The organism is Streptomyces piniterrae (assembly GCF_005048155.1).
GTDB classification, from domain to species: domain Bacteria; phylum Actinomycetota; class Actinomycetes; order Streptomycetales; family Streptomycetaceae; genus Streptomyces; species Streptomyces piniterrae.
In genome coordinates this window covers 288,154-306,956 of sequence record NZ_SUMB01000013.1, presented here as the reverse complement: position 1 = coordinate 306,956, position 18,803 = coordinate 288,154, and the positions used below count along the sequence as shown (strand labels likewise).

The window sequence follows — 18,803 nt, the reverse complement described above, 5'->3', positions numbered from 1 at the left end:
GCCGCCGCACGGGCAGGGCGCCCCGGGCGGCGGCTGGAACGGCCCCGCGCCGCAGCAGGCCCCGCCCACCCCGCACAGCACCGACATCACCGGCCACATCCAGCTGCCGCCGGGCGCCCCGGTGGCGCTGCCCAGCCCGCCCGCCGACACCGCCACGGCGGACGCCGCGCACGCGGCTGTCGCGGTGCTGCTCATCGGCCCGGCCGGCGCCGGCAAGACCAGCGTCGCCCGCCACTGGGCCGACACCCGCCGGGTGCCCACCGCGCACATCAGCCTCGACGACGTCCGCGAATGGGTCCGCTCCGGCTTCGCCGACCCGCAGTCGGGCTGGAACGACCACTCCGAGGCGCAGTACCGCCTCGCCCGCCGCACCTGCGGCTTCGCGGCCCGTAACTTCCTCGCCAACGGCATCTCCTGCATCCTCGACGACGCCGTCTTCCCGGACCGGCCGGTCGTCGGCCTCGGCGGCTGGAAGCGCCATGTGGGTCCGGGGCTGCTGCCGATCGTGTTGCTGCCGGGCCTGGAGATCGTCCTGGAGCGCAACGCCCGGCGCACCGGCAACCGCCGGCTGTCCGACGAGGAGGTGGCCCGGATCCACGGCCGGATGGCCGGCTGGTACGGCTCCGGACTGCCGATCATCGACAACTCCGCGCACGACGTCGCGACCACGGTGCGGGTGCTGGACGACGTCGTCGCCCGCAGCATCGCCAGCCCGCCCAACTGGTAGCCCGACCGGTCCGTGTCCCCCGGGCGGCCGATCTCGACCGGCCGCCCGCCGGGTACGGTCGTACGCTCGGGATATGTCCGAGTTGTACGCGGTCCGACGCACGCGGCTGCGCGACCGCTGCGCCGCAACCGGAAGCGTCGCCGCACTGATCTCGCGCCCCGCCAACGTCCGTTACCTCACCGGATGCGCGCCGGGCGGCGCCGCGCTGCTACTGGGGCCCGCCGAAGACATCCTGATCTGCGGCAGGCCGCTGAGCGGCGATCCGGCCGAGGGACGGCCCGTCGAAGACGTACGGGTGTCCGTGCTGCCCAGCCGCGGCGGCGACCCGGTCGTCGCCGGCGCCGACCTGGCGGCGAAGGCCGGCGCGGAGACCCTCGCCGTCGAGGAGCACCACCTCACCGTCGCCCGGCACCGGGCGCTAGGCCAGGTCGCGCCCCGGCTGCGGCTCGCCGACCTGGCCTGCGCGGTCGAGGCGCAGCGGCTGGTCAAGGACGACGACGAGATCGCCTGTCTGCGGATCGCCGCCGAGATCACCGACCAGGCGCTCGGCGAACTCCTCGAATCGATCCTGGTGGGACGCACCGAGCGGCATCTCGCGCTCGAACTGGAGCGCCGCCTCGTCGACCACGGCGCGGACGGCCCGGCCTTCCCGACCTCCGTCGCGGCCGGCCAGAACTCCGGCCGGCTCGGTCATCTGCCGACCGACCGACGGGTCGAGGAGGGCGACTTCCTGACCGTCGGCCTGGGCGCCAACTACCGCGGCTACCGCTGCGAGATCGGCCGGACCTTCGTCATCGGCACCACGCCGGCGGACTGGCAGATCGACCTCTACGATCTCGTCTTCGCGGCCCAGCGGGCCGGCCGGGAAGCCCTTGCACCAGGGGTGGAATGCCGCGAAGTGGACCGGGTGACCCGCCATGTACTGGAGTCGGCGGGGTACGGCGAGGGGCTCGGACCGTGGACCGGGCACGGCGTGGGACTCGAAATCGACGAGGACCCTCAGTTGTCGCCTGCCGCCATGGGTAAACTGGACGCTTGCGTGCCGGTCACCGTCGAGCCGGGGGTTCACCTCCCAGGCCGCGGAGGTGTCCGGATCGACGACACACTCGTCGTCCGCCCCGAGGCGGACGGCGGACCCGAGCTACTCACGATCACGACCAAGGAGCTGCTCGCGCTGTGAGCCCAGGGCTTACGCGTGTACGGCTTCGAGGTACCCACCACCTGCAGTCCAGGAGATTCCGCAACCGTGGCTTCCACGAACGACCTCAAGAACGGCATGGTGCTCAAGCTCGAAGGCGGCCAGCTCTGGTCCGTCGTCGAGTTCCAGCACGTCAAGCCCGGTAAGGGCCCCGCCTTCGTCCGCACCAAGCTGAAGAACGTGCTCTCCGGCAAGGTCGTCGACAAGACCTTCAACGCCGGCGTGAAGGTCGAGACGGCCACTGTCGACAAGCGCGGGATGCAGTTCTCGTACATGGACGGCGACTACTTCGTCTTCATGGACATGGACACCTACGACCAGCTGCACGTCGACCGCAAGTCCGTCGGCGACGCCGCGAACTTCCTGATCGAGGGCTTCGAGGCCGTCGTTGCGCAGCACGAGGGCGAGGTGCTCTACGTCGAGCTGCCCGCCGCCGTCGAGCTCACCGTCCAGGAGACCGAGCCGGGCGTCCAGGGCGACCGCTCCACCGGCGGCACCAAGCCCGCCACGCTGGAGACCGGCCACCAGATCCAGGTGCCGCTCTTCATCACCACGGGCGAGAAGATCAAGGTCGACACCCGCACGAGCGACTACCTCGGCCGGGTGAGCAGCTAACCGTGGCCGCCCGCAACAAGGCCCGTAAGCGCGCCTTCCAGATCCTCTTCGAGGCCGATCAGCGCGGTGCCGACGTGCAGTCCGTGCTGGCGGACTGGATGCGACACGCCCGGACCGACCCCCGGCAGCCGCCGGTGAACGAGTACACCCTGGAGCTGGTGGAGGGGTACGCGGACCACATCAAGCGGATCGACGAGCTGATCTCCACCTACTCCGTCGACTGGGAACTGGACCGGATGCCGGTCGTCGACCGCAACATCCTGCGGCTCGCCGCCTATGAGCTGATCTGGGTGGACGACACGCCGGACGCGGTGGCGATCGACGAGGCGGTCCAGCTCGCCAAGGAGTTCTCCACGGACGACTCCCCGGCCTTCGTCAACGGCCTCCTCGGCCGGCTGAAGGACCTCAAGCCGAGCCTGCGGCGCGAGGCCGGCTAGGCGGACGGCAGAGCCGATCAAAGGGCCCGGAGCGATAGGGGATGCTCCGGGCCCTTCGCATGCCCGCAGCGGGGCGCATGGGGCCCCTGGGGCGGTATGTCCGAGTGCCGTGCGCCCTGCGTCATCGCCGGGGAGGCCGGAGCACCCGGGTAACGGGAGTCCCCGGGTGCACCGCCGGAAACAAAACGACCGCCGCCTCGGTGGCCGAGGCGGCGGTACGTTTCTGCATGTCGTGATGTCGTGCGGGAACGGCGACCGTCAGATGTCGTCGTGTGCCACGGCGCGGCGGGCGTCCGCGTCCAGCACGCCCCAGCTGATCAGCTGCTCGGTGAGCACCGAGGGCGACTGGTCGTAGATCACCGCGAGGGTCCGCAGGTCGTCCTGGCGGATCGAGAGGACCTTGCCGTTGTAGTCGCCGCGCTGACTCTGGATCGTGGCGGCGTAGCGCTGCAGCGGGCCGGCCTTCTCCTGCGGCACATGGGCGAGCCGCTCCAGGTCCAGCACCAGCTTCGGCGGCGGCTCGGCGGCGCCGCCGGGCGTCGTGCCCGGCAGGAGCTCCTGCACCGGCACGCCGTAGAAGTCCGCGAGCTCGGCGAGGCGCTGCACGGTCACTGCACGGTCGCCGCGCTCGTAAGACCCCACCACCACGGCCTTCCAACGACCCTGGGACTTCTCCTCGACACCGTGGAGAGAGAGGCCCTGCTGGGTGCGGATGGCGCGGAGCTTGGCCCCGAGCTGTTTGGCGTATTCGCTGGACATAAAGCTCCCCAGACAGCTGTATCGAAATGCGGCTCCGCCGCGGGCTGGTAACTCACTGTGAGGTTACGCAGCGTAATCTGACTTCGTCAAGCCGAATGGGCCGGACCATCGCCCGTCAGGGGTGCGATCCGGTCCTGGGAGGCCTCCTGGTAGCCTGAGCCGCGTAATTCCGACGTCCTTTAAAGTCCGTCCCGTGAGGCGGAGAAGGGGGTCCGTTTCGTATGGACACAAACAGTTCCGCAGGGGAAGCTCGGCCCCCCGCGCGTCCGGTCCTCGAAGGCCCGGACATCGCGCGGATGCTCACCCGTATCGCCCACGAAATCGTCGAACGCGCCAAGGGCGCGGACGATGTGGTGCTCCTGGGAATTCCCACCCGTGGCGTGTTCCTCGCCCGGCGGCTGGCCGCCAAGCTGGCCGAGATCACCGGCCGCACGATCCCGGTCGGCTCGCTCGACATCACGATGTACCGCGACGACCTGCGCCTCGGCCCCGCCCGCACGCTCGCCCGTACGGACATCCCCGCCGACGGCATCGAGGGCCGGGTCGTCCTGCTCGTCGACGACGTCCTCTTCTCGGGCCGCACCATCCGCGCCGCACTGGACGCGCTGGGCGACATCGGACGGCCGCGCGCCGTGCAGCTGGCGGTCCTGGTCGACCGCGGCCACCGCGAACTGCCCATCCGCGCCGACTACGTAGGCAAGAACCTCCCCACGTCGCTGCGGGAGACGGTCAAGGTCCAGCTCACCGAGGAGGACGGCCGGGACGCCGTGCTGCTCGGTGTCCGTGAGACCGCCCCGGCCGGCGAGCGCTAGCGCACCGCGTACGGACCCGGTGATCCCGGGCCCGCGCCCCTGCCTGCTCGACGGACATTCCCGTACACCTCCCTCACTCACGGAACTCACGGAGAAACCGGATGAAGCGTCACCTCATCTCGGCCGCCGACCTCACGCGCGACGACGCCGTCCTGATCCTCGACACCGCCGAGGAGATGGCCCGGGTCGCCGACCGGCCGATCAAGAAGCTGCCCACCCTGCGCGGACGCACCGTCGTCAACCTCTTCTTCGAGGACTCGACCCGCACCCGTATCTCCTTCGAGGCCGCCGCCAAGCGGCTGTCGGCGGATGTCATCAACTTCTCCGCGAAGGGCTCGTCGGTCTCCAAGGGCGAGTCGCTCAAGGACACCGCCTTGACCCTGGAGGCGATGGGCGCGGACGCCGTCGTCATCCGGCACCACGACTCCGGCGCCCCGCACCGCCTGGCGACCTCCGGCTGGATCGGCGGCTCCGTGGTCAACGCCGGTGACGGCACCCACGAGCACCCCACCCAGGCGCTGCTGGACGCCTTCACGATGCGCCGCCGGCTGGTCGGCGCCGACGCCGGCATCGGCCAGGACCTCGCCGGCCGCCGGATCACCATCGTCGGCGACATCCTGCACAGCCGCGTCGCCCGCTCCAACGTCCATCTGCTGACCACGCTCGGCGCCGAGGTCACCCTGGTCGCACCGCCGACCCTGGTGCCGTTCGGTGTGGAGCGGTGGCCCTGCGAGGTCTCGTACGACCTGGACTCCGTGGTCGCCAAGTCGGACGCGGTGATGATGCTGCGCGTCCAGCGCGAGCGGATGAACGCGGCGTTCTTCCCCACCGAGCGGGAGTACGCGCGGCGCTACGGCCTCGACGGCGAGCGGATGGCCCGGATGCCGGAACACGCCATCGTGATGCACCCCGGACCGATGAACCGCGGCATGGAGATCACCGCCGAGGTCGCCGACTCGCCGCGCTGCACCGCCGTCGAACAGGTCGCCAACGGTGTCAGCATCCGTATGGCGGTCCTCTACCTGCTTCTGGGCGGCAACGAGCCCGCCGTCACCGCCACCAGCACGCCCACCGAGGAGAGCAAGTAATCATGAGCAAGATCCTTATCCGCGGGGCGAAGGTCCTCGGTGGCGAGCCGCAGGACGTGCTGATCACGGACGAGACGATCACCGCCGTGGGCACCGACCTCACCGTCTCCAGCGCCGAGGGCGCCCAGGTCGTCGAGGCGGAGGGCAAGATCCTCCTGCCGGGCCTGGTCGATCTGCACACCCATCTGCGTGAGCCGGGCCGCGAGGACTCCGAGACCGTGCTGACCGGTACGCGGGCTGCCGCCGTGGGCGGCTACACGGCCGTCTTCGCCATGGCCAACACCTTCCCGGTGGCCGACACCGCGGGCGTCGTCGAGCAGGTCTGGCGGCTCGGCAAGGAGCACGGCTACTGCGACGTGCAGCCCATCGGCGCCGTCACCGTCGGCCTGGAGGGCAAGAAGCTCGCCGAGCTCGGCGCCATGCACGAGTCCGCCGCGAACGTCCGGGTCTTCTCCGACGACGGCAAGTGCGTCGACGACGCGGTGATCATGCGCCGGGCGCTGGAGTACGTGAAGGCCTTCGACGGCGTCGTCGCCCAGCACGCCCAGGAGCCCCGGCTCACCGAGGGCGCCCAGATGAACGAGGGCATCGTCTCCGCCGAGCTGGGCCTCGGCGGCTGGCCGGCCGTCGCCGAGGAGTCGATCATCGCCCGCGATGTCCTCCTCGCCGAGCACGTCGGCTCCCGCGTGCACATCTGCCACCTGTCCACCGCCGGCTCCGTCGAGATCGTGCGCTGGGCCAAGTCCCGCGGCATCAACGTCACCGCCGAGGTCACCCCGCACCACCTGCTGCTCACCGACGAGCTGGTGCGGACGTACAACCCGGTCTACAAGGTCAACCCGCCGCTGCGCACCGAGCGCGACGTGCTGGCGCTGCGCGAGGCCCTGGCCGACGGCACGATCGACATCGTCGCCACCGACCACGCCCCGCACCCGCACGAGGACAAGGACTGCGAGTGGGGCGCCGCGGCCATGGGCATGGTCGGCCTGGAGACCGCGCTGTCCGTCGTCCAGCACACGATGGTCGACAGCGGGCTGCTGGACTGGGCCGGCGTCGCCGACCGGATGTCCTTCCGCCCCGCGGACATCGGCCGTCTCGAAGGCCACGGACGGCCCATCTCGGCCGGTGAGCCTGCCAACCTCACGCTGGTCGATTCCGCTTACCGTGGAGTGGTGGACCCCGCGGGCTTCGCCTCCCGCAGCCGCAACACCCCCTACGAGGGCCGTGAGCTGTCGGGACGCGTCACCCACACCTTCCTGCGGGGCCGGGCAACGGTCGTCGACGGGAAGCTGGCGTGACTCCTCCTCTCATCCAACTGGCCGAAGCGCAGCGGTCCGCGCCGGTCACCGACTGGGCGAGCCGTATCGCCTGGGTCGTCGGACTGCTGGTCTTCGTCGTCTTCGTCTACTGGCTGATGCGCGAGGGCTGGAAGTGGCGAGGCCGGCTCCAGGGCGATCTGCCCGAGCTGCCCTCCGCGCCGGCCGACGCCGGAGAGCCGAAGCTGACGATGAGCGGCCGCTACCACGGCTCCACCACCGCCGGGCAGTGGCTCGACCGGATCGTGGCCCGCGGCCTCGGCACCCGCAGCCGCGCCGAGCTGGCCCTGACCGACCAGGGCCTGGACGTCGTACGGCCGGGTGCCCAGGACTTCTTCGTGCCGGCCGCGGCGCTGCGCGGCGCCCGGCTCGACAAGGGCATCGCGGGCAAGGTCCTGACCGAGGGCGGCCTGCTGATCGTCACCTGGGAGCACGGTGACCGGCAGATCGACTCCGGGTTCCGCTCGGACCGGGCGAGCGAGCACCCGGCCTGGGTCGAGGCCCTGGACCGGCTCAGCACCACCGAGAACACCAACAGCACCACCGAGCACACCGAAACGGAAGGCGCACGATGACGACCTCCACCAGGGGGCCCAAGATCCCCGCCGTACTCGTCCTGGAGGACGGCCGTACCTTCCACGGTCGTGCCTACGGGGCCGTGGGGGAGACCTTCGGCGAGGCGGTGTTCTCCACCGGCATGACCGGCTATCAGGAGACCCTGACCGACCCCTCGTACCACCGCCAGGTCGTCGTCATGACCGCCCCGCACATCGGCAACACCGGCGTGAACGACGAGGACCCCGAGTCGCAGCGGATCTGGGTGTCCGGCTACGTGGTCCGCGACCCCGCCCGTATGCCGTCCAACTGGCGCTCGGTGCGCTCCCTGGACGAGGAGCTGGTCGCCCAGCACGTCGTCGGCATCAGCGGCGTCGACACCCGCGCGCTCACCCGCCATCTGCGCGAGAGCGGCGCGATGCGGGTCGGCATCTTCTCCGGCGAGGCGCTGCCCGACGCCGGCACGATGCTGGCCAAGGTGCGCCAGGCCCCCGAGATGAAGGGCGCCGACCTCTCCGCCGAGGTCGCCACCAAGGAGGCGTACGTCGTCCCCGCCATCGGTACGAAGAAGTTCACGGTCGCCGCGGTCGACCTGGGCATCAAGGGCATGACCCCGCACCGGATGGCCGAACGCGGCATCGAGGTGCATGTGCTGCCCGCGACCGCCACCGCCGAGGACATCTACGCGGTGCAGCCGGACGGCGTGTTCTTCTCCAACGGTCCGGGCGACCCGGCCACCGCCGACCACCCGGTCTCCGTCATGCGTGCCGTCCTGGAGCGCCGGACCCCGCTGTTCGGCATCTGCTTCGGCAATCAGATCCTGGGCCGCGCGCTGGGCTTCGGCACGTACAAGCTCAAGTACGGCCACCGGGGCATCAACCAGCCGGTGCAGGACCGTACGACCGGCAAGGTCGAGGTCACCGCGCACAACCACGGATTCGCCGTCGACGCGCCGCTCGACAAGGTCTCCGACACCCCCTTCGGCCGCGCCGAGGTCTCCCACGTCTGCCTGAACGACAACGTGGTGGAGGGTCTGCACCTCCTCGACCAGCCGGCCTTCAGCGTCCAGTACCACCCCGAGGCGGCCGCGGGTCCGCACGACGCCGCGTACCTCTTCGACCGCTTCGTACAGCTCATGGCAGAACAGGGAGCCCAGCGTGCCTAAGCGCACCGATATCCAGTCCGTCCTGGTCATCGGCTCCGGCCCGATCGTCATCGGCCAGGCCGCCGAGTTCGACTACTCCGGCACCCAGGCCTGCCGAGTGCTCAAGGCCGAGGGCCTGCGCGTCATCCTGGTCAACTCCAACCCGGCCACGATCATGACCGACCCGGAGATCGCCGACGCCACCTACGTCGAGCCGATCACCCCGGAGTTCGTCGAGAAGATCATCGCCAAGGAGCGGCCCGACGCGCTGCTGCCCACCCTGGGCGGCCAGACCGCGCTGAACACCGCGATCTCCATGCACGAGCAGGGTGTGCTGGAGAAGTACGGCGTCGAGCTGATCGGCGCCAATGTCGAGGCGATCAACAAGGGCGAGGACCGCGACCTCTTCAAGGGCGTGGTCGAAGCCGTCCGCGGCAAGATCGGCCACGGCGAGTCCGCCCGCTCGGTGATCTGCCACTCCATGGACGAGGTCCTCGACGGCGTCCGCGAGCTGGGCGGCTACCCGGTCGTCGTCCGCCCGTCCTTCACCATGGGCGGCGCCGGCTCCGGCTTCGCCCACGACGAGGACGAGCTGCGCCGGATCGCCGGCCAGGGCCTCACCCTCTCGCCGACCACCGAGGTGCTCCTGGAGGAGTCCATCCTCGGCTGGAAGGAGTACGAGCTGGAGCTGATGCGCGACAAGAACGACAACGTCGTGGTCGTCTGCTCCATCGAGAACTTCGACCCGATGGGCGTGCACACCGGTGACTCGATCACCGTCGCCCCGGCGATGACCCTGACCGACCGCGAGTACCAGCGGCTGCGCGACATCGGCATCGCGATCATCCGTGAGGTCGGCGTCGACACCGGCGGCTGCAACATCCAGTTCGCGGTCAACCCCGATGACGGACGCATCATCGTCATCGAGATGAACCCGCGGGTCTCCCGGTCCTCCGCGCTCGCCTCCAAGGCCACCGGCTTCCCGATCGCCAAGATCGCGGCCCGGCTGGCGGTCGGCTACACGCTCGACGAGATCCCGAACGACATCACCGAGAAGACCCCGGCGTCCTTCGAGCCGACGCTCGACTACGTCGTCGTCAAGGTGCCGCGCTTCGCATTCGAGAAGTTCCCGGCCGCCGACGCCACGCTGACCACCACCATGAAGTCGGTCGGCGAGGCCATGGCGATCGGCCGCAACTTCCCCGAGGCGCTCAACAAGGCGCTGCGCTCGGTGGAGAAGAAGGGCAGCCAGTTCGACTTCGTGGCCGAGCCCGGCAACAAGGCGGATCTGCTGAAGATCGCCCGGATCCCGACCGACGGCCGGATCAACACCGTGATGCGGGCGATCCGCGCCGGCGCCGGCCGGCAGGAGATCTTCGACGCCACCAAGATCGACCCGTGGTTCGTCGACCAGCTCTTCCTGATCAAGGAGATCGCCGACGAGATCGCGGAGGCCGACAAGCTCGGCCCCGAGATCCTCGCGGAAGCAAAGCGCTACGGTTTCTCCGACGCCCAGATCGCCGCGATCCGCGGGCTGCGCGAGGACGTGGTGCGCGAGGTGCGGCACGCCCTCGGCGTCCGCCCGGTCTACAAGACCGTCGACACCTGCGCCGCCGAGTTCGCCGCCAGGACGCCGTACTTCTACTCCTCCTACGACGAGGAGACCGAGGTCGCGCCGCGCGAGAAGCCCGCCGTGATCATCCTCGGCTCCGGTCCCAACCGCATCGGCCAGGGCATCGAGTTCGACTACTCCTGCGTCCACGCCTCGTTCGCGCTCAGCGACGCCGGCTACGAGACGGTGATGGTCAACTGCAACCCGGAGACCGTCTCGACCGACTACGACACCTCCGACCGCCTGTACTTCGAGCCGCTGACGCTCGAGGACGTGCTGGAGATCGTGCACGCCGAGACCCAGGCAGGACCGGTCGCCGGCGTCATCGTCCAGCTGGGCGGCCAGACCCCGCTGGGCCTGGCACAGGCGCTCAAGGACAACGGCGTGCCGATCGTCGGCACCTCGCCCGAGGCGATCGACCTCGCCGAGGAGCGCGGCGCCTTCGGCCGGGTGCTGACCGACGCCGGCCTGCCCGCCCCGAAGTACGGCACCGCCTTCTCCTTCGAGGAGGCGAAGACGATCGCCACCGAGATCGGCTACCCGGTCATGGTCCGCCCGTCCTACGTGCTGGGCGGCCGCGGCATGGAGATCGTCTACGACGAGCCGTCGCTGGGCGAGTACCTCACCCGCCACGCCGGCCTGATCGAACAGCACCCGGTCCTCATCGACCGGTTCCTCGACGACGCCATCGAGATCGACGTCGACGCCCTCTACGACGGCACCGAGCTCTACCTCGGCGGCGTCATGGAGCACATCGAGGAAGCCGGCATCCACTCCGGCGACTCCGCCTGCGCGCTGCCCCCGATCACCCTCGGCGGCTTCGACATCAAGCGGCTGCGGGCCTCCACGGAGGCCATCGCCAAGGGAGTCGGCGTCCGCGGACTGATCAACATCCAGTTCGCGATGGCCGGGGACATCCTCTACGTCCTCGAAGCCAACCCGCGCGCCTCCCGCACCGTCCCCTTCACCTCGAAGGCGACCGCGGTGCCGCTCGCCAAGGCCGCCGCCCGGATCTCGCTCGGCGCCACCATCGCCGAGCTGCGCGCCGAGGGCATGCTGCCCAAGACGGGCGACGGAGGCACCCTGCCGCTGGACGCGCCGATCTCCGTCAAGGAAGCCGTGATGCCCTGGTCGCGGTTCCGCGACGCGTCGGGCCGCGGCGTGGACACCATCCTCGGCCCGGAGATGCGCTCCACCGGCGAGGTCATGGGCATCGACACGGTCTTCGGCACCGCCTACGCCAAGTCCCAGTCCGCCGCTTACGGGGCGCTGCCCACCAAGGGCCGCGCGTTCGTCTCCGTCGCCAACCGCGACAAGCGCTCGATGATCTTCCCGGCGCGGGAACTGGTCGCCCACGGCTTCGAGCTGCTGGCCACCTCCGGCACCGCCGAGGTCCTCAAGCGCAACGGCATCAACGCCACCGTGGTGCGCAAGCAGTCCGAGGGCGAGGGCCCGGACGGTGAGAAGACCATCGTCCAGCTGATCCACGACGGCCAGGTCGACCTGATCATCAACACCCCCTACGGCACCGGGGGCCGCCTGGACGGCTACGACATCCGTACCGCGGCGGTGGCCCGCTCCGTGCCCTGCCTGACCACGGTCCAGGCCCTCGCGGCCGCCGTCCAGGGCATCGAGGCGATGAACCGCGGCGACGTCGGCGTCAGGTCACTCCAGGAACACGCGGAACACCTGATCGCAGCCCGCGACTAGCGGACGGCCCACGAGGGGGACACCGGAAGGTGTCCCCCTCTTCATGAGGCCGAGCAGTTCATGAGGCCGACCGGCCACCACGCCGACCCGAAGCAGCCCACCAGGCGTTTTCCGAGGACACCACCATGTACCAGCTCTTCTTCAACCTGATCTTCCGTCGGATGGACCCCGAGAAGGCCCACCACCTGGCCTTCCGCTGGATCCGACTGGCCGCCCGCACCCCCGTACTGCGCACCTTCGTCGCGGCCGCCCTCGCGCCCCGCTACAAGGAGCTGCGCATCGAGGCGCTCGGCCGCCGGATGCACGGCCCGTTCGGCCTGGCCGCCGGCTTCGACAAGAACGCCGTCGCGATCGACGGCATGACCATGCTCGGCTTCGACCACGTCGAGATCGGCACCGTCACCGCACAGCCCCAGCCCGGCAACCCCAAGAAGCGCCTCTTCCGGCTCGTACCGGACCGCGCGCTGATCAACCGGATGGGCTTCAACAACGACGGCTCGGCGTCCGTTGCGGCCCGGCTGGCGGCCCGTAACCCCGTCTTCCCGACGACCGTCGGCGTCAACATCGGCAAGACCAAGATCGTGCCCGAGGAGGAGGCGGTGGCGGACTACGTCACCTCCACCGAGCGGCTCGCCCGCCACGCCGACTACCTGGTGGTCAACGTCTCCTCCCCGAACACCCCGGGGCTGCGCAACCTCCAGGCCGTCGAGCACCTGCGGCCGCTGCTGACCGCGGTCCGCGAGGCCGCCGACCGCACGGTCACCGACCGCCGGGTCCCGCTTCTCGTCAAGATCGCCCCGGACCTCGCCGACGCGGACATCGACGCGGTCGCCGACCTCGCCCTCGAACTGGGCCTGGACGGCATCATCGCCACCAACACCACCATCGCCCGCGACGGCCTCGGGCTGACCTCCGACCCGGCGCTGACCGCCGAGACCGGCGGCCTCTCCGGCGCACCCGTCAAGGCGCGCTCCCTGGAGGTCCTGCGCCGCCTCTACGCCCGCGTCGGCGACCGGATCACCCTCGTCGGGGTCGGCGGCATCGAGAACGCCGAGGACGCCTGGCAGCGCATCCTGGCCGGCGCCACCCTCGTCCAGGGCTACAGCGCCTTCATCTACGAGGGCCCGTTCTGGTGCCGCGCCCTCCACAAGGGCCTGGCCGCGCGCCTCGACAACTCCCCGTACGCCACACTCGCCGAGGCCGTCGGCGCCTCCGCCCGAGAGGAGACCGCAGCATGACCCTGGCCCACCCGTCGCCCGACCACCACCCCTCAACGAGGCCCTCCGGGCCGCAGGATTTCCCCTTCGGCGCCCGGCTGCGCCATGCCATGGACACCCGGGGCCCGCTCTGCGTCGGCATCGACCCGCACGCCTCGCTGCTGGCCGACTGGGGTCTGAACGACGACGTCGCGGGCCTGGCACGGTTCACCCGCACCGTCGTGGAGGCACTCGGCGAGCAGGTCGCGGTCTTCAAGCCGCAGGCCGCGTTCTTCGAACGGTTCGGCTCGAGGGGCATCGCGGTCCTGGAGACGGCCGTCGCCGAGGCGCGCGAGCGCGGCGCCCTGGTCCTCATGGACGCCAAGCGCGGCGACATCGGCTCCACCATGGCGGCGTACGCCGAGACCTTCCTCAGCAAGGACTCCCCGCTGTTCTCGGACGCGCTGACGGTCTCCCCGTACCTCGGCTACGGCTCGCTGAAGCCGGCCGTCGACCTGGCACGGGAGAACGGTGCCGGACTCTTCGTCCTCGCGCTGACCTCCAACCCCGAGGGCGCCGAGGTCCAGCGGGCGGTCCGTGAGGACGGCCGTACCCTCGCCGCGACGATGCTCGGCCACCTCGCGGCCGAGAACGCCGACGCCGAGCCGCTGGGCTCCTTCGGCGCGGTCGTCGGCGCCACGCTCGGCGATCTCTCCTCGTTCGACCTGGCGATCAACGGCCCGCTGCTGGCACCCGGCATCGGCGCTCAGGGCGCCACCCCCGCCGACCTGCCCACCGTCTTCGGGGACGCGGTCCGCAACGTCGTGCCGAGCGTCAGCCGGGGGGTCCTCCGGCACGGTCCGGACGCCGCGGGGCTGCGCTCGGCGGCGGCCCGATTCGCCGACGAGGTGCGGAGCGCGGTCGTTTAGGGCTCTCCAGCCGGTGGTTTGGTACCGAATTGTCCTGGTCAGCAGAGTCTGACCAGGACTTTTCGTCTGTTCTCGCTGACTCTGGCGCCCTTGCCCGCTAGTCTCCGACGAGAGCACCGCACGTAAGCGCGTTGTTCGTTGCTCCGCTGGTGCGGGGCGACTAGGTTCCACACCGGTCCGATATCCGACAGTTCTACATCCGAGGTGACGTAGGCGTGGCTCTTCCGCCCCTTACCCCTGAACAGCGCGCAGCCGCGCTCGAGAAGGCCGCCGCGGCTCGCCGGGAGCGCGCCGAGGTCAAGAATCGGCTCAAGCACTCTGGAGCATCCCTCCACGACGTGATCAAGCAGGGCCAGGAGAACGACGTCATCGGCAAGATGAAGGTCTCCGCGCTCCTGGAGTCCCTGCCCGGCGTCGGCAAGGTCCGCGCCAAGCAGATCATGGAGCGGCTCGGCATCTCCGAGAGCCGCCGCGTCCGGGGGCTCGGCTCCAACCAGATCGCGTCGCTGGAGCGAGAGTTCGGCGCCTCCGCTTCCTGAATTTCCGGCACTACCGGGAAGCTGGAATAATCGGCGCATGGCTGCAACATCCCGGGGGACGACCCCCGCGCCCCCGGACGTACGTCCGCGACTGACCGTGCTCTCCGGCCCCTCGGGGGTCGGCAAGAGCACGGTCGTCGCGCATCTGCGCAAGGTCCACCCCGAAGTCTGGCTCTCCGTTTCGGCCACCACCCGCAAGCCGCGCCCGGGGGAGCGGCACGGCGTGCAGTACTTCTTCGTCGAGGACGAGGAATTCGACAAGCTGATCGCCAACGGCGAATTGCTGGAATGGGCCGAATTCGCGGGCAACCGCTACGGCACTCCCAGAAAGGCGGTCCTGGACCGCCTGGAGGCAGGCGAGCCGGTTCTGCTGGAGATCGATCTCCAGGGCGCCCGTCAGGTCCGCGATTCCATGAAGGAAGCCCACCTGGTCTTCCTGGCCCCGCCGAGCTGGGACGAACTCGTCCGCCGGCTCACGGGGCGCGGCACCGAGGCCCCCGAGGTCATCGAGCGCCGTCTGGAGGCCGCCAGGGTCGAACTGGCCGCGGAGACGGAGTTCGATGTGACCCTCGTCAACACCTCCGTCGAGGACGTCAGCCGTGAGCTGCTAGCCTTGATGCTGCGTCGACCTGGGGACCAGAACATCAGCGGCTGATCCGCGACTCCCCAGACCGCCACATTTTTTGAGTTTCACCCCGGCTTCATCCCCCTTCGGAAGGTAGAGAGTGTCCTCTTCCATCACCGCACCCGAGGGCATCATCAACCCGCCCATTGATGAGCTTCTCGAGGCCACCGACTCGAAGTACAGCCTCGTGATCTACGCCGCCAAGCGCGCGCGCCAGATCAACGCGTACTACTCGCAGCTCGGCGAGGGCCTGCTCGAGTACGTCGGCCCGCTCGTCGACACGCATGTCCACGAGAAGCCCCTGTCGATCGCGCTCCGCGAGATCAACGCGGGTCTGCTGACCTCCGAGGCCATCGAGGGCCCGGCTCAGTAAGCAGCACATTCACCTCACCACGGGCTCGGCGGCGCAGCTGTCGGGCCCGTGGTGTGTCATGGGGTACGTAGCGACGTACCGGAGCGTGGGGAGAGGCGATGGACAAGCCCAAGGTCGTCCTGGGCGTCAGTGGCGGGATCGCCGCCTACAAGGCGTGCGAGCTGCTGCGGCGGCTCACCGAGTCCGGGCATGACGTACGGGTGGTGCCCACCGCCGCGGCGCTGCACTTCGTCGGCGAGGCCACCTGGTCGGCGCTGTCCGGCCACCCGGCCGCCACAGAGGTCTGGGAGTCCGTCCACGAGGTGCCGCACGTCCGCATCGGCCAGTCCGCCGACCTCGTCGTGGTCGCCCCCGCCACCGCCGACATGCTCGCCAAGGCCGCCCACGGCCTCGCCGACGACCTGCTGACGAACACGCTGCTGACGGCCCGATGCCCGGTGATCTTCGCGCCCGCGATGCACACCGAGATGTGGGAGCACCCCGCCACCCAGGAGAACGTCGCCACGCTGCGGCGCCGCGGCGCGGTCGTCGTCGATCCCGCGGTCGGCCGGCTGACCGGCGTCGACACCGGCAAGGGCCGCTTCCCCGACCCGGCCGAGATCTTCGAACTCTGTCGTAGGGTCCTCGCCCGCGGCGACCGGGCGCTGACACAGGACCTTGCCGGCCGCCATGTGGTCATCAGCGCCGGCGGCACCCGCGAGCCCCTGGACCCGGTGCGCTACCTGGGCAACCGCTCCTCCGGCAAGCAGGGCTACGCCCTCGCCCGTACGGCCGTCGCCCGCGGCGCCCGCGTCACGCTGGTCGCCGGCAACACCGAGCTGCCCGATCCGGCCGGGGTGGACGTGGTCCACGTCGGAACCGCCCTCCAACTGCGCGAGGCCGTCCTGAAGGCCGCCGCGGACGCCGACGCGGTGGTCATGGCCGCCGCCGTGGCCGATTTCCGACCGACCGTCTACGCCACCGGCAAAATCAAGAAACGGGACGGCCAGGAGCCGGATCCAGTCACCCTGGTCCGTAATCCGGACATCCTCGCCGAGATTTCGTCCGAACGGGCGCGTCCCGGCCAACTTGTGGTCGGTTTCGCCGCCGAAACCGACGAGGTGCTCGCCAACGGCCGCGCCAAGCTCGCCCGCAAGGGCTGTGACCTGCTGGTTGTCAACGAGGTCGGGGAGCACAGGGCGTTCGGTTCGGCTGAGAACGAGGCGGTGATCCTCGCCACGGACGGCACCGAGACCCCGGTTCCCTACGGACCCAAGGAAGACCTGGCCGAAACGGTGTGGGACCTCGTCGTCCCGCGTCTGGCGGAGAACCGCCGCTGACCTGCCCGGCCAACCGCCCGGGGCGCCCCACCGGCCTCATCGTCATCGGCGTGCCCTCTTGACCCGACCGGTTCTCGAGGTGATCGTCCTATCGTGTGCCGTAGTGTCCCAGGTCACGCGGGGTCCATAAATCGAGACTGCGTGTCCGAACGTCACACACGACCGATAAACTGGCCGTGGACCGGGCCGAGCGCAGCTCTCGGCCCTTCCGCCAATGATCAGCCAGCAGCCGCTGCAACCCCAGGGAGCGATGTGTCCCGCCGCCTGTTCACCTCGGAGTCCGTCACCGAGGGCCACCCCGACAAGATCGCTGACCAGATCAGCGACACGATTCTCGACGCGCTCCTCAAGGAGGACCCGACCTCCCGGGTCGCCGTCGAGACGCTGATCACCACCGGCCTGGTGCATGTCGCCGGTGAGGTGACGACCAAGGCGTACGCCGATATCCCCAACCTTGTGCGCAACAAGATCCTGGACATCGGCTACGACTCGTCCAAGAAGGGCTTCGACGGCGCGTCCTGCGGCGTCTCGGTGTCCATCGGCGCGCAGTCCCCGGACATCGCCCAGGGCGTCGACACCGCGCACGAGTACCGCGTCGAGGGCGATGACGACGAGCTGGACCGGCAGGGCGCCGGCGACCAGGGCCTGATGTTCGGCTATGCCTGCGACGAGACGCCGGAGCTGATGCCGCTCCCGATCAACCTCGCGCACCGGCTGTCCAAGCGCCTGTCCGAGGTCCGCAAGAACGGGACCATCCCCTACCTGCGCCCCGACGGCAAGACCCAGGTCACCATCGAGTACGACGGCCACAAGGCGGTCCGCCTCGACACCGTCGTCGTCTCCTCGCAGCACGCGTCGGACATCGACCTGGACTCCCTCCTGGCGCCCGACATCCGCGAGTTCGTCGTCGAGCACGTCCTGGCCCAGCTGGTCGAGGACGGCATCAAGCTGGACACCGACGGCTACCGCCTCCTGGTCAACCCGACCGGTCGTTTCGAGATCGGCGGCCCGATGGGTGACGCGGGTCTGACCGGCCGCAAGATCATCATTGACACCTACGGCGGCATGGCCCGCCACGGCGGCGGCGCGTTCTCCGGCAAGGACCCGTCCAAGGTCGACCGCTCGGCCGCGTACGCGATGCGCTGGGTCGCCAAGAACGTCGTCGCGGCCGGCCTCGCCGCCCGCTGCGAGGTCCAGGTGGCCTACGCGATCGGCAAGGCCGAGCCGGTGGGTCTGTTCGTCGAGACCTTCGGCACCGCCACCGTCGACACCGACAAGATCGAGCAGGCCATCGGCGAGGTCTTCGACCTCCGTCCGGCCGCGATCATCCGCGACCTCGACCTGCTCCGCCCGATCTACGCCCAGACCGCCGCCTACGGCCACTTCGGCCGCGAGCTGGAGGACTTCACCTGGGAGCGCACCGACCGCGTGGATGCCCTGAAGAAGGCCGCGGGCCTCTAAGGCCACCGGCGAGTTTCGCAGCGCCGCTTCACGTCACCGCAACCCCGGACCGCTTGGCGGTCCGGGGTTGCGGTGCGTTCGGGGTGTGGTGGTCGGGGGGCGTGGCTGTGGCCGCGGTGGTGCGGGCCCTCGGGCGGGGCGCACGTGCTGCATCCGGCCACTCGGCATCGTCCCCTGAGGGGAGCCAACGCGCTGCATCCGGCCACCCGGTATTGCCCCCGGGGGAGCCAACGGACTACATCTGGCCACTCGGCATTGCCCCCGGGGGGAGCCAAGGCACTGCATCCGGCCACTCGGCATCGCCCCCCGGGGGGGAGCCAACGCGCTGCGCCCGCCCACCCGGCATTGCCCCCGGGGCCCGCCCACCCGCATTGCCCCTGGGGGGAGC

18 protein-coding genes are annotated in these 18,803 nt (G+C 70.2%); 17 read left to right on the top strand and 1 reads right to left on the bottom strand.

The window, feature by feature from the left end; genetic code table 11:
• The 4 genes from FCH28_RS31845 to nusB all read left to right on the top strand — a co-directional run.
• Window positions 1–727, top strand: a 727-nt coding sequence (locus FCH28_RS31845) for an AAA family ATPase (protein WP_136743649.1), incomplete at its 5' end; no start/stop codon positions are given.
• Between the two features lie 73 nt (window positions 728–800).
• The gene (locus FCH28_RS31840; RefSeq protein WP_136743648.1) at window positions 801–1,907 is read left to right on the top strand and encodes an aminopeptidase P family protein; all 1,107 of its coding nucleotides are present in this window, start codon (window positions 801–803) and stop codon (window positions 1,905–1,907) included.
• A gap of 66 nt (window positions 1,908–1,973) precedes the next feature.
• A complete protein-coding gene (gene efp, locus FCH28_RS31835; RefSeq protein WP_136743647.1) occupies window positions 1,974–2,540 on the top strand; it encodes an elongation factor P in 567 nt (188 codons plus the stop codon).
• Between the two features lie 2 nt (window positions 2,541–2,542).
• On the top strand, window positions 2,543–2,977 hold the full coding sequence (nusB, locus tag FCH28_RS31830) for a transcription antitermination factor NusB (protein WP_136743646.1): 435 nt from the start codon (window positions 2,543–2,545) through the stop codon (window positions 2,975–2,977).
• Between the two features lie 258 nt (window positions 2,978–3,235).
• Here the strand turns inward: nusB and bldD are convergent, their stop codons facing one another.
• A complete protein-coding gene (gene bldD / locus FCH28_RS31825) occupies window positions 3,236–3,736 on the bottom strand; it encodes a transcriptional regulator BldD (protein WP_136743645.1) in 501 nt (166 codons plus the stop codon).
• Window positions 3,737–3,957: 221 nt separating this feature from the next.
• Between bldD and pyrR the strand changes: the two genes are divergently transcribed.
• The 13 genes from pyrR to metK all read left to right on the top strand — a co-directional run bounded on the left by pyrR (window position 3,958) and on the right by metK (window position 18,415).
• Complete coding sequence (gene pyrR, locus FCH28_RS31820; RefSeq protein WP_136743644.1) at window positions 3,958–4,548, top strand: bifunctional pyr operon transcriptional regulator/uracil phosphoribosyltransferase PyrR; 591 nt, start codon at window positions 3,958–3,960, stop codon at window positions 4,546–4,548.
• Window positions 4,549–4,649: 101 nt separating this feature from the next.
• Window positions 4,650–5,636 carry an aspartate carbamoyltransferase catalytic subunit gene (locus FCH28_RS31815; protein WP_136743643.1) on the top strand — a complete coding sequence of 329 codons (987 nt, stop codon included), beginning with the start codon at window positions 4,650–4,652 and terminating at the stop codon, window positions 5,634–5,636.
• A 2-nt stretch (window positions 5,637–5,638) separates the two neighbouring features.
• Window positions 5,639–6,934, top strand: coding sequence for a dihydroorotase (locus FCH28_RS31810; protein ID WP_136743642.1), 1,296 nt, complete (start codon window positions 5,639–5,641; stop codon window positions 6,932–6,934).
• Window positions 6,931–7,527 carry a PH-like domain-containing protein gene (locus FCH28_RS31805; protein ID WP_136743641.1) on the top strand — a complete coding sequence of 199 codons (597 nt, stop codon included), beginning with the start codon at window positions 6,931–6,933 and terminating at the stop codon, window positions 7,525–7,527. Before FCH28_RS31810 ends, FCH28_RS31805 begins: the two co-directional genes overlap by 4 nt.
• Entirely contained in the window at window positions 7,524–8,672 is a 1,149-nt protein-coding gene (gene carA / locus FCH28_RS31800; RefSeq protein WP_136743640.1) for a glutamine-hydrolyzing carbamoyl-phosphate synthase small subunit, read from the top strand. The genes FCH28_RS31805 and carA overlap by 4 nt, the downstream gene beginning before the upstream one ends.
• Window positions 8,665–11,973 (top strand): carbamoyl-phosphate synthase large subunit, encoded by a 3,309-nt coding sequence (gene carB, locus FCH28_RS31795; RefSeq protein ID WP_136743639.1) that lies wholly within the window; start codon window positions 8,665–8,667, stop codon window positions 11,971–11,973. The genes carA and carB overlap by 8 nt, the downstream gene beginning before the upstream one ends.
• A 125-nt stretch (window positions 11,974–12,098) precedes the next feature.
• A complete protein-coding gene (locus FCH28_RS31790) occupies window positions 12,099–13,211 on the top strand; it encodes a quinone-dependent dihydroorotate dehydrogenase (RefSeq protein WP_136743638.1) in 1,113 nt (370 codons plus the stop codon).
• Window positions 13,208–14,098 carry an orotidine-5'-phosphate decarboxylase gene (gene pyrF / locus FCH28_RS31785; protein ID WP_281289777.1) on the top strand — a complete coding sequence of 297 codons (891 nt, stop codon included), beginning with the start codon at window positions 13,208–13,210 and terminating at the stop codon, window positions 14,096–14,098. The genes FCH28_RS31790 and pyrF overlap by 4 nt, the downstream gene beginning before the upstream one ends.
• A gap of 215 nt (window positions 14,099–14,313) precedes the next feature.
• Window positions 14,314–14,637, top strand: coding sequence for an integration host factor (locus tag FCH28_RS31780; RefSeq protein WP_136743637.1), 324 nt, complete (start codon window positions 14,314–14,316; stop codon window positions 14,635–14,637).
• 37 nt (window positions 14,638–14,674) lie between these two features.
• Entirely contained in the window at window positions 14,675–15,292 is a 618-nt protein-coding gene (gene gmk / locus FCH28_RS31775; RefSeq protein WP_136743636.1) for a guanylate kinase, read from the top strand.
• A gap of 70 nt (window positions 15,293–15,362) precedes the next feature.
• The gene (gene rpoZ, locus FCH28_RS31770; protein WP_005319902.1) at window positions 15,363–15,635 is read left to right on the top strand and encodes a DNA-directed RNA polymerase subunit omega; all 273 of its coding nucleotides are present in this window, start codon (window positions 15,363–15,365) and stop codon (window positions 15,633–15,635) included.
• 98 nt (window positions 15,636–15,733) lie between these two features.
• Entirely contained in the window at window positions 15,734–16,954 is a 1,221-nt protein-coding gene (gene coaBC, locus FCH28_RS31765) for a bifunctional phosphopantothenoylcysteine decarboxylase/phosphopantothenate--cysteine ligase CoaBC (RefSeq protein WP_136743635.1), read from the top strand.
• Between the two features lie 252 nt (window positions 16,955–17,206).
• Window positions 17,207–18,415: a methionine adenosyltransferase gene (metK, locus tag FCH28_RS31760; protein ID WP_136743634.1), complete on the top strand. Its 1,209-nt coding sequence runs from the start codon at window positions 17,207–17,209 to the stop codon at window positions 18,413–18,415.
• The last annotated feature ends 388 nt before the right edge of the window (window positions 18,416–18,803 follow it).